The following is an 11,051-nucleotide window of genomic DNA, read 5'->3' as shown; positions in this document are numbered from 1 at the left end:
CGTTATGCAGCTTAATAAACTCCGTCACTGTTTGGGGACTCGATACGTCGAGGTGCTTAGTTGAGTTTTTCATGTAATACCGCTAGCACACCTCAAACAGTGACTTTGCTCAACTGCATGGATTGGGCTAAAGGCGGAACTCCGTACCGAAGACCGAGCCTCACCCGGAAATAGTCACACCCTTCGACCTGGGGGGGCAAGACTTCGCACGTGACGGTCGCTTAGTTCGCTGAAGCTTTGACAGGCTCCGGTTTAAATTCCGGCGCGGTGAAGAGGTATATTTCCCGCGACTCAGCGGTCGCCAGCAGACCTTCAGAGACAAAGCAGCACGCCTCGACGTGTTCGTGCCGGAACTTGGTCATGAAGGGTTTCACTTCACCTAGTGCCTTGAAGTCGCCGGGGGTGGCGACTTTGAAGACTCCCGCACCACTTTTGGAAACGAAGGCCACTCGCGTGCCATCGGTAGAGATGTCGGCACCGGTCACGGGCGAGTCAATCTTCAGTTTGGTAACCCGCTCCAGAATGACCGGTTCGCTCGTCTGCTTCAGGGGGAAACGGTAGAGGCTGGCTTTCGCGTCGTTGACCACTTTGGAGATGAGGTATCCGTATCCGTTCCAAACGAAGAGCCCTTCACTATCGAAGGGCTCGCGCGGGAAGCGCAACACCCACGTTCGCTGCACCTCCAGGGTCGGGGTGAGCGCCCGGGGATTCGGTTCGAGAACTTCGTGCACCCTGATCTCGGTTCGGCTCTGGGTGTTGTTTCCGGTGTCGGAAAGGTAGAGATGGCCTTGGTGGTCGGAGGCGATGTCCTCCCAGTCCGTCACCTGTGCTTCCACCGTGGTGGATCCCACGAAAGCTCCCGTCCGATCCACGGCGAAGAGGGTACGGCTCTTGCCATCGTTGTGGGTCCAGAAGACCCCAGGATCGGCGTGGCTGACGACGATACCCGAGCTTTCGCGCAGGGCGGGAGGCTGCAGCGTTCCGAGGCGTTCCACTTGCGGAGGGAGCTGGACTTGGGCGTCGGCCACCCAGACAGCACCCACCACGCCGGTGAACATCCAGAACCAGGCGAGAGAAGTCGCTCGAATCATTGTGGGTAACATACCCCGGCTTTCCGGTTTTGACCAGTGCTGGGAGCCCCATAAATTGGCTGGCAATCGACGCCTCGTTCGGCGCAGGATCTGACCGTCCATTAACGGAGTTTAATGATCCCAGAGGAGTGATGATGTTCATGACGTATTTCATACAACGGATCGCGAGCAGGCTTGGCGGCCTCGTTTTGCTGTTGGCCTGGAGCTTGAGCTTCGGGTCGCTCCACGCTCAGGGGCTTTTGGCTTCCGTGCCGCTGTCAGTGACATTGGAGGCCGACGGTAGCGAATGGCTCCATTCGGCTTCGTTGGATCTCGCATGGAACCGGTCGTCCCCCGCTACGGATCGGCGTTTCGAATGTCGGTTCGGCTTCTCCACGGACGAAACCTTCGTCGAGGGACGCCTCGTCGACATGATCAGCGCGGTGCTGTTGGATGCCAGCGGCCGTCGTTCGATGGTGTTGTTCACCCTCTCGGCCGAAGGCCTGTCGCTCATGCCTCAAACGGCTGACTCACTGACCGTCAACTTGGATCATGTCCTACTTGAACCCATCGCAGTTCCTGCCTCGGAGCTGGGCTTCTCCTCTCGAGTCGCTTATCGGATACAAACACCGCTGCCGGCTGCTTTCGCTCCCGGAAACGTTCGACTCGCCTTGGCTTTCGATGACAACCAGGACACCGCAGCTTCGCGCGCCTGGCTTGAAGAGATTGTTTTGGTGCCGGAGCCTTCCGGCTTCCTGATTCTGACCTTGGCTGCGGTGGGCTTAGCAGTGAACTTCGTGTGCACCAGAGCCTTGGCTCTTGTGAAGCGCGGAGAATAGACGCGGGGCTGTAGGAGATCCTCACTTCTTCGCATGAGTTCCTGAGGCCGAAGCCGAGAACCCTCAGGGTTCAAAGAGGGTAGCCGGGGTGTGGAGCGCAGCGACACCCCCGGTCTGTCGTAACCCTATTCAACAGCACCCTGAAAGGCGTGCCACCCGTCGGCGAACGGACGGACGAACTGATTAGGTTCCTTGAGTCGGGTGATGCAAATCTCCGAAGCCGGTGGCATCGCTGCGCGATGCTCCGTACTTTTAACAGTTCCGGGGGTGCGAGCACCCCCGGCTAGATCTCTTTGAACCCTGCGGGTTCGGGCCCTTCCGGCAAAGTGTGAAACGCTGGCATCGCCCAGCTTGTCGCGTGCGCATTTCTGGAGGTAAAGATGAGGGCACGTCTCCGCACTCCATAGCTCCCGACACCGAAGTGAGCAGGAGCTGTTGGTTCTCTTGTCGATAAAACGACCATCTTGGTATTCCTTACTTTTAGGGATTCTTCTCCCGAGTTTTCCAGGCTTTCCCCTTATTCCTCCGATTGCCGGGCCGGTTTGTTGCGTCAAGATGGCTGCGTGGAGGAGTTCTATCCAATGATGTGGAGGTCGATCGAAGTTGTCGCGGGGCAGCTGCGCTGTCTGGTGCTGCTGTGGGTGGGGGGCTGGTGTGGGCTGGTGGAGATGTCGGCGGCGGAGGCGGGATCTGCGCAGCTCAGCGGAGTTCGTTACGTCTGCGACGCGGACGGACGCCGGGTTCTGGAAGTCAGAACGTTGACGGATCCGGATACCGGCGTCGAGTTCACTCAGGAAGGCCGTATCTTGATCGACCCGCTTCATCCCTCGGGGTTCAGTCAGGTGATGGCCACCACCGGGGGTGGCGTGGGTTTGGAGTCTCATCTCGTTGGTGTGCATCCGGTGGCGCAAGCGATTTGGACCGGACCGGAAGAGGTGGAAGTGAATTGGTTGGTAGTTGATGGGCGTGCTTCCATTCGTGGTAGATCGATCGCCGCGGGCACGCCAGAGTCAGACCTGATCTTCTCGGAGTTGTCGGACTTTGACGCCTTTGGCATCAAGTTGGATGGCAGCTCCGCAGGATCTGAGGTGGGAGAGCTGGAAGACACGGCCTGGGGGCAGCGCGGTTTTCGGGGCGAATGGCTGGCCGTGGGTTTGGGAACGCTGGATTTACGTGCCCGTTGGTATGAACCTGAGAGCGGCCGGTTTCGCACTGCCGATGCCTTTGAAGGCGGGAGCGAGGATCCTGGTTCCCAGCATCGATATCTCTATGCTGCTGGCGACCCGATCAATCGAGCCGATCCGAGTGGATACTTTACCCTGCTCGAGATCGATTTGGTTCAGAAGGTGCAATCCAGCATCCGAACGGTGGAGGCCCATACTCCTCGGGCGGCGCTGCAGTCGGCTAGGGCCAAGGTATGGGACGTGTACTGGGGCATTCGGCTCCAAGCATCGAAGTCTGCCCCGATCCACTCGGCCCTCTTCGTCCAGAATCTGACCGCGCGAACTGGCGTTCGCTACGAAGTTGGGATTCTTGGTCCCAAGCCGCTGTTGGGAACTTCGGTGGGCGGCATTCGGCGTCGATCGGCATCTCTCCAGGCCTTTCAGCGACAATCCACTTGGCATTTCAAAGTGGCCCGACTCAACAGTCTTCAATATCTAGGATGGGATCGGGCCATTGGTTTCTTGGAAGCGGACGACTCGATCGTGCCGATCGACTACAGCGTATTCGGCTTTGCGATCATAGGAGCCGGACCTTCGAACTGTGCGGCCTGGTCCTTGGAAGCCGCGCTGGCTGCCTGGGCTGCATCGAGAGTGGGAAACTAGTTCGCTGCTTTGACAATGGATATGAACACTGCCGAGAGTCATGCCTGGAAGTTCGCCGCCTCGTGTGCGTTCGACGAGATGCTTCGGATGCTGCGGCGGCTCCTGCAGGAGGGAACAGGAGATGAACGAGACCCAGTCGCATCTCGGTTGAGCCTAACCCAGAGGAGTTCGATCAGCTGGCAGACCACCGGGCAGCTGGAAAATGTCCTGGACCCTCTGGCACTGCTCCTGAAGTCCTCCCAAGCCCACCACCTGTTATGGATCCGCCTCGTGAGCGCGGGGTTCGTTTTACCATGGCAAGTGTACGTGCGTCGGACTGGTCTGCCATGCTTGAGCTGCGGACTGGATGCGGAAGAGGAAGACCTCGATGATTCTCTGCGGTCTGCCGCCGATCGGGTCCTCCTGGACCAGCTGTCACGGGGGCTGTGGAGCTTTCTCTACCACGCGGCCCGTCGGGAATGGGTAGGGGATCCACTCTGGATCTACCTGAAGCACAAATGTGACCGCATCGCATCCGTTCGGAGCCGGCTGCTTAAGGATTCGCGTTTGGTCACCGAGCCGGAACTCTCCGCTGCGATGGGGCTTCATGCTTTGTTGGCCACTGCTCTGGAGCGTAAATCTCCTCGGACATCCGTGACGCGCGTGAATCACGATCGGCTGGATCACTTTCTGAGCGACCTGGATGGTTTGCTCATGGAGGCCATCCCTTCCGCCACGCTGGGGGAGGCCCTGGCATCTCTGGGAGCGGAGCCTCGGGATTGGTTCAGCCCGCCTTGACCGGGGATTCCCCGGGGCTCTGGACCGTAGCCGGGGACGATTGCCAGAGCCGCGGGTAAGGAGTAAGCTTCTCCATCGCCAGGCAGACCTAGTTCTCTCTCTTAAGAGCCCTCCGTGTGGAGGGCTCTACTCTTTTGGGAGGGCATTTCCGAACATTCCTTTCGTTGGTTGCCCGTGCCAATAGCCGTTCATTCGGCACGGAGTCGGAAATAGCGTAGCCGAACCTCCGGTAGGATCGGCACCTGGAAGCGCCCCTCTGTTCCGATGCCCAGTTTGTTCCATTCCACCGCATCGCTCGACTCTTCGATCGAGTAGACTCGCCCGATCGATTCCTCCCACCATAAACTCATCGTTTGGTTCAGGGGGTTAAGGGTAACGTTGATCAACCTAGGTTTTCCGAATTCCGGCAGGTCGCGACGGTAGTTCTCGAGAATTGTCTCGGAGCTCAACGCACGGTCGTAGACCCGAATTCGACCTAGCGTTAAACTCGCCCGGAAGCCTGGTGCGGGTGTGCCATCACTGTTGTTTTGGCATCCCAGCCGGAAGGGCAGTCCTCGGGGGGTGGGCTGGTCATCGACCGGCCAGGTATCCAGGATGATCCCGCTGGCGGAACTCGCTTCCGTGCCGTCCGCGTAGACGCGAACGGCGGATTCTTCGGCGCTGTGCACATAGGCTAGGTAGGTCCAGCGGCCTGCGATGGCCCGATCCCGCCAGCCGAGATCTGGCTGCCGCCAATGCACGGCTGCTCCGGTCGTGGGACTGTTCCCATGGTTGAGCGAGAGGTGAGTTCCGTCGGGCCCGCCGCGTCGGCCCCAGGAGATCACGGTCTCCTGTTCCTCCAAGGACGGATTGAAGATCCATGCTTCGATGCTCCGAGAGTGATCGTGCGCCAAGAACTCTGGAACGATGGGGCCCGTGTAGAACTCCGTGTCGCCTCCGACCAGTTTCAGCCCCCGAACCCCATCCTCAACGACTACCTCTGCCGGAGAGGCGGTGGTGATGAAGTCACCATCGAGAAATCCGGTGTTTGGCAGAGTGAGTGCCGGACCCAGGGGGAGCCGCGTGAGATTGAGTTCGATGACCGGAGATCCCTCGGTCAGGTCGGGAGTGCTGAGGTCGCTCAGCGCATTGCTGAGATGGAGGACTTCCTGTCCGTCGGAAAATCCATCGCTATCCGTATCGCTTCGATTGGGATCGGTTCCGAGCAAGGTCTCCATGAGGTCGGAGAGTCCATCCTGGTCGGAGTCCTTGACCAGTGCGTTGGTGGGGGAGTTGGTTCCGTTGACGGTGCGGAAAATCTCCTCCCCGTCGGCAAGTCCGTCCTGATCCGTATCAGGATTGAGCAGGTCGGTACCAGCTTGGAACTCACCCAGGTTGTTGAGTCCATCCTCGTCTTGATCCATGGCACCATCGCGGCCATCGCTGGGATCGAGGAAGTCGAAGCGTTTTTCAAACCAGGTGGGCAGGCCATCTTGATCAGGGTCATCGAGTCCGAAATCAGCCCGCTCACCAGCAAAGGCAGCTTCGAGTTCCGACGCCGCCAGCGCGCGGTCGTGAATGCGCACTCGGGCGACGACGATCTCGCCGATACCGGCCGAACTCGGCGTCCCGATGCGGCTGTTTTGTCGGGCGATCCGGATCGGCACCGGCAGGCCATTGTCGTCCACCTGCCAGGTGTTCAACACCATGGACTCCACAGTCGCCAATTGGCCGTCCTGGTAGGTACGTGATTCCTCGCCATCAAACGTGTAAGCGATGTGCGTCCAGGCGTTAAACACCAGGCGCTGGTTCCAGCCGAGATCGGGACCTGGATTTCCCCAATGAGCCACGGCTCCAAACCCGGGATCGGTGCCGTGGCCGAACGAACAGTTGCTGCCATCCGGGCCTCCGCGATGTCCCCAGGCCACGACTACCTTCTCCGGCTGCGGACTCGGATCGTAGATCCACGCCTCCACCGTACGTGCCCCCCCACCGGTGATCTGTAAGGGAGCCGTTGGACCTACGTAGTGGGCTCCCGCAATGGGATCAGTGCTGGCAGGAAAGAGCACCCCACGAACCTCATCGCGAGCGATCACCTGTGGAAGGCTCAAGCCGGCGGTTTCGAAATTGCCCGGCAAGGTTCCTCGATTTTCCCACGTTCCTTGTTCTCCCATGGGTAATTGCGTGGCATCCAGATCGACCAAGACAGCGGCTTGCGAGTCAAGGGAGAGGATGGCGGCGGCGATGCCTAAATACAGCAGGGCGATACGTGCCTCGGGGGATGCTCTGATGGGGCTCTGTGGCGCTCGAGTGGGGCGAGTGAAAATACATTGATTCATTCGATGCAGATCCGGAACGGTCTCACCCTCAATGGACACGAACCTCTTGTCAACCGAGCACCTAATCAGCATTCGTTTTCTTGTGAAGATGATTTGTTCTTTAAGGTGTGATCTGAAAATTCGTCGTTGCGACCGTCGTGAGTAAGATCACTCTCGTGGCTCGGGGCCTTCGGGAATTTTGCGGTCGACAAGTCAAGGGAGGTCGGGAAGATCGCGCGTATGTCTTCGGTGATCATGCGATCGGCTAACCTATCCGATGTGGAGCCCATCTCGTCCATTTACAATCAGGCAGTGTTGACCACGACGGCCACCTACGACTACGAGCCAGAGAGCTTGGATCGTCGCGTGGCGTGGTATCAGGAGCATGTGTCTCTGAATCTGCCTGTGTTTGTAGCGGTGGCTGAGGATGGGGAGGTGGTGGGATGGAGCTCATTGAGCCCGTATCATCGTCGTCCCGGATTTCGTTTCACGGTGGAGAACTCGATCTATGTCGCGTCCGGCTGGCGGGGGCAGGGGGTTGGCCAGTTGCTCCTTGAACCCTTGATCATGCGAGGCTCGCAGCTGGGGCTTCGTTCCATCATCGCGGCGGTTGATGCGACCAATGAAGCGAGTCTGCGGCTGCACGCCCGGTTTGATTTTCGCGAGGTGGGACGATTCCCCGAAGTGGGCTTCAAATTCGACCGTTGGCTGGATGTCGTCTACTTGCAGCGAAAGTTGTCTCTGGAAAGAGGATCGGTTTAGCAGCGATCACCGCCGGACATGTTGCCCACGGACGACGCGGACCACACGGATCTGAAGAGCGACTAGCCAGAGTTGAGCCGACTGAGGAGCGTGCTCTTCATGATCCCCTCCGACTCCGTGTAGTCAGCGTGTTCCGTGGCCAACCTCTTCCTTGAAAGCCTCCAGAAACCGCACCTCGGGGCGACTTGGTCGTATCGGTATTGTAATCGTAATCGCCTCCTCGACTCCTTCGGACGCATCGGCTCGCGGACCGGGGTTTCCCCGAGGTGCCGGACCGTAGGGACGGGCCATTGCCGATGTCGAGATCCGAGAGTATAGTTTCCCATCGCCAGGCAGACCTAGTTCTCTCTCTCTCAGAGCCCTCCGTGTGGAGGGCTCTTCTCGTTTGTAGCTTGCCAGGAGCACTTCTCAGAACGCCTTCGCCTTGACCGGAGGAGATTGCTCGATCGGTCGAAAAGCTCTACGGCGGTTGGGAATGAGCAACTCGTTTTGCCTTGATTCAACCCGGCCTTCCGGGCAAGTTCTGGCCATCCACCTGTTTCGCATGTCGACTCAATCGCGAACCCATGATTGCCTTATGAAACGCCTTATTTTTCAACGGTTCGGCTTCGTCTTCCTCGCCTTGCTTTGGTCCTCCATGGGGGGGCTGGCCCAGAATATGGTGACCTTTCGGGTGAACCTGGGGGTAAAGACGGCCGAGGGTCTGTTCGATCCCGCTTCGGACCAAGTGGTCGTTCGCGGATCCTTTAACGGCTGGCCGGGCTCCGGCGGGTTGGAGTTGGCCGATCCGGAATCGGACGGTGTGTATGAAGGAGTGGCTGATCTGGCGGATTCCCTGATCGGCCAGACCATTCCCTATAAGTTTGTCAGCCTCAGGGGGGGCAACGCGACCTGGGAGGGCGATCCTAATCGGACGTTTGTGTTATCCGCCGGAGAGACGGTTTTGCCGCAGGAGGATTTCGACCGCGATTCGGTCGTGAGTGTTCCGGTCAACATTCAGCTGCGCTTTGAAGTGGATTTGAATGTGCAGAGCGCCACCGGCCGATTCGATCCGGCCAATCACATGGTGTACGTGCGCGGCAACCGATTTGGCTGGGGCTCCCCACCGCAAGGGCTGCAACTGCTGGAGGATTCCGAACGCCCTGGTGTCTACGTGGTCGACTATACTGCCGAAGCGCTCCTGGCCGGCACGGTAATCGAGTATAAGTTTACGATTTGGAAGCCTGCCGCTCCGGTTGAGGCGGATCGAACCGTTTGGGAAGGGGGGGAGAATAAGAAAATTTCCTTCGACGGCAAGGAACCCGATGCGGATGGAGATGGATTTATTGAGAAGTCGGCCGGCCTGGTCTATTTCGACGGGCTTTCCTTCAGCGAAGTGCTCGACGTGGACACGGAAGTTACGTTTAGGGTGGATATGAGCCAGGCCGTTCGCTTGGGCAGCAGTGTGCCGTTTGATCCGACTACGGAGGGGGTGTATCTGAGCGGACAGTTTGCTGGGTGGTGGACCTGGGGATCCAGACCGGCGGAATACCTGATGGTGGACGATGGCACGGGTGGCGATGAGACAGCGGGCGATGTCATTTATTCGTGGCAACGAACCTTCCGTCGCGGCGACTCACGTCGTCTGGAGTACAAGTATGGAATCGAGAGCGCGGACAATGAGGCTGGTTTCGCCTCGAATCATGTGCGTTACATCAATGCGGGAGGGAGCTACGTGCTGCCCTTGGATGTCTTCGGCACCATGCTCCGGGAAGAGGGGCTCCAGCTGCGAATCGCCAAAATTGAGCGCGTCGTCACTCCGGCTGGCCCCAAGCTGGCACTGAGTTGGATCGGCGGCGCGGGCATCGTTTTGCAGCGCGCCTCGTCCCTTTCGGGCGGTGACTGGCAAGATGTGGAAGGATCGCTTGGACTCAGTCAGCTGGAGTTGGACCTTCCAACCCAGAACACCTTCTATCGATTGAGGAAGTGAGCCGCCGGAATGCCGGCAGGAAGGACGAGGAGGTCATCGTATTTCGGCCTTGGCTGCGGTTGCTAAGGGCCTGTTTCCACCCTCTTTTCGTCAGATTGGACTGGCCCGGGACGCCTGGTGGACTTTGTAAACGAAGTGTTACGCACTTAATTGACATCGTAATTTTGGCCGAACTGAGGTCGCAAAAGGTTCGCCCGCTTTCCCAACCTGCCACCGTAATCGGTTTCCAAATAACCACGCTCCGGTCGTAGCGTACGACGCGATCGGAAGGATGTGGCTCCCCTCTCACTCATTGCCGATTTCTCGTCGCAAGGTTTCCAAGATGGGATCCGAGTTTTCCCGAACTACGGTCCTGGAGTTTCCCGGCTGGTATCGCAAATGTATCCGAGTTGGCGTTGTAGATGTGGGGGCCATGGTGTCCCCGTTGCCCCGACTTTACCGCACTACGCTCGTAGGTTTACCTCAGGCGGTCCAAAGGGCTCTCCGTGGTGTGAAGGAAAAGCGGTGGCGTGCCACGCGCAGTCCATAAGGGCCGTGTCGTTCGTCCGATCACACGCGAATCTTCGCTCCGATGTCCACGACCAAACTCGTGAACGTACGTTCGCCGATCTGGTCATCGTGAATTCAGGAGGGCGGTGAAGCCTGGTGGCCTTCCGCCTTCGCTCTGGGCTCGCAGGTCGTCAGACATGGAATGTCGTTCAGCGGGTTGCCCACCCGGCGCTTAACCATTACACGCAGATCGAGCCGGAACTGGGCATCCGCTTCTACCGTGAGATGGAAAGGTTGCTGCGTGCTGTCTGCACCGACCCGCAACGCTTCTACAAATTTGACCCACCTGCCCGACGATACTTTAGCGCCCAGTTTCCCTATGCGGTCATTTACCTGGAGAAACCCTATCGCGTCTGGATCGTCGCCGTCATGCACGTGAAACGCCGCCCGGCTAGTGGAAAAGTCGCCTGGGCTAGGGTGAGAAGAGGAAGGTAGCAGGAGCGAAAGTTGGTTAGCTTGGATATTGTTCGTGTGCCAGACTATCTCACCCCCGTATTTGTTTTGCATCGGTGCCGGAGCTTGATTAACAAGGGCCGTCTCGGCCCTTTCTTCCTCAACCGAGGTGCGTGTGCATCAACCGGTTGCTTTTCGTTCCAGCGGGCAGTGCCAGCAAAATAGCCAGCTGTGAAGCTACTCCGGACTAGCTCTGGATAAGCACGGCGATACTCCGTCACTGCTCGCTAACGTGGACTGGTTTCAGTGCCTTAGGCTCATAACCGGCAAAGATTATGAAGCCAAAATACCGATTGTATCGACGTGGTACCAGCGGTCGTTACTACGCCCAGGACCGCACAACGAACAGGCAGGAAAGCCTCGGGACATCCGACAAAGCCGAGGCAGTTCGGCTGCTCAACGCCAAAAACGAATCCGCCTATCATCCTGGTTTCAACATTCACCTGGCGCGCACCTACCTCTCTGCGGCGGATCCAACCGTTGCCACGCGAACCTGGCAAGACGTGATG

General features: G+C 58.6%; 9 protein-coding genes. 7 read left to right on the top strand and 2 right to left on the bottom strand.

Going from position 1 to position 11,051, the window contains the following annotated elements; translation table 11 throughout:
* Positions 1-221: 221 nt before the first annotated feature.
* A complete protein-coding gene (locus tag JNN07_24570) occupies positions 222-1,091 on the bottom strand; it encodes a hypothetical protein (protein ID MBL9170930.1) in 870 nt (289 codons plus the stop codon).
* Positions 1,092-1,231: 140 nt separating this feature from the next.
* Between JNN07_24570 and JNN07_24565 the strand changes: the two genes are divergently transcribed.
* The 3 genes from JNN07_24565 (at position 1,232) to JNN07_24555 (ending at position 4,512) form a co-directional block, all read left to right on the top strand.
* Positions 1,232-1,909, top strand: a complete 678-nt coding sequence (locus JNN07_24565) for a hypothetical protein (GenBank protein ID MBL9170929.1) — start codon at positions 1,232-1,234, stop codon at positions 1,907-1,909.
* A 581-nt stretch (positions 1,910-2,490) separates the two neighbouring features.
* On the top strand, positions 2,491-3,735 hold the full coding sequence (locus JNN07_24560; GenBank protein MBL9170928.1) for a hypothetical protein: 1,245 nt from the start codon (positions 2,491-2,493) through the stop codon (positions 3,733-3,735).
* A 21-nt stretch (positions 3,736-3,756) separates the two neighbouring features.
* Positions 3,757-4,512 carry a hypothetical protein gene (locus JNN07_24555; GenBank protein MBL9170927.1) on the top strand — a complete coding sequence of 252 codons (756 nt, stop codon included), beginning with the start codon at positions 3,757-3,759 and terminating at the stop codon, positions 4,510-4,512.
* A 188-nt stretch (positions 4,513-4,700) separates the two neighbouring features.
* On the opposite strand, the gene JNN07_24550 is transcribed toward JNN07_24555, so the two are convergent.
* Positions 4,701-6,830, bottom strand: coding sequence for a hypothetical protein (locus JNN07_24550; protein ID MBL9170926.1), 2,130 nt, complete (start codon positions 6,828-6,830; stop codon positions 4,701-4,703).
* 219 nt (positions 6,831-7,049) lie between these two features.
* On the opposite strand from JNN07_24550, the gene JNN07_24545 reads away from it, so the two are divergent.
* The 4 genes from JNN07_24545 to JNN07_24530 all read left to right on the top strand — a co-directional run.
* Positions 7,050-7,571: an N-acetyltransferase gene (locus JNN07_24545; GenBank protein ID MBL9170925.1), complete on the top strand. Its 522-nt coding sequence runs from the start codon at positions 7,050-7,052 to the stop codon at positions 7,569-7,571.
* 577 nt (positions 7,572-8,148) lie between these two features.
* Positions 8,149-9,540: a hypothetical protein gene (locus JNN07_24540; protein ID MBL9170924.1), complete on the top strand. Its 1,392-nt coding sequence runs from the start codon at positions 8,149-8,151 to the stop codon at positions 9,538-9,540.
* Positions 9,541-10,185: 645 nt separating this feature from the next.
* A complete protein-coding gene (locus JNN07_24535; GenBank protein ID MBL9170923.1) occupies positions 10,186-10,524 on the top strand; it encodes a hypothetical protein in 339 nt (112 codons plus the stop codon).
* A 293-nt stretch (positions 10,525-10,817) separates the two neighbouring features.
* The coding region (locus tag JNN07_24530; protein MBL9170922.1) for a hypothetical protein at positions 10,818-11,051 on the top strand (234 nt) is incomplete at its 3' end.

Source organism: Verrucomicrobiales bacterium (assembly GCA_016793885.1).
Lineage (GTDB): Bacteria > Verrucomicrobiota > Verrucomicrobiia > Limisphaerales > UBA11320 > UBA11320.
This window is presented reverse-complemented; position numbering and strand designations above follow the sequence as displayed.

What these genes read in the sequence shown, in the direction of transcription:
- JNN07_24570 (MBL9170930.1), bottom strand. Translation starts at nt 1,091, where the DNA reads ATGATTCGAGCGACTTCTCTCGCCTGGTTCTGGATGTTCACCGGCGTG.
- JNN07_24565 (MBL9170929.1), top strand. Translation starts at nt 1,232, where the DNA reads ATGACGTATTTCATACAACGGATCGCGAGCAGGCTTGGCGGCCTCGTT.
- JNN07_24560 (MBL9170928.1), top strand. Translation starts at nt 2,491, where the DNA reads ATGATGTGGAGGTCGATCGAAGTTGTCGCGGGGCAGCTGCGCTGTCTG.
- JNN07_24555 (MBL9170927.1), top strand. Translation starts at nt 3,757, where the DNA reads ATGAACACTGCCGAGAGTCATGCCTGGAAGTTCGCCGCCTCGTGTGCG.
- JNN07_24550 (MBL9170926.1), bottom strand. Translation starts at nt 6,830, where the DNA reads ATGAATCAATGTATTTTCACTCGCCCCACTCGAGCGCCACAGAGCCCC.
- JNN07_24545 (MBL9170925.1), top strand. Translation starts at nt 7,050, where the DNA reads ATGTCTTCGGTGATCATGCGATCGGCTAACCTATCCGATGTGGAGCCC.
- JNN07_24540 (MBL9170924.1), top strand. Translation starts at nt 8,149, where the DNA reads ATGAAACGCCTTATTTTTCAACGGTTCGGCTTCGTCTTCCTCGCCTTG.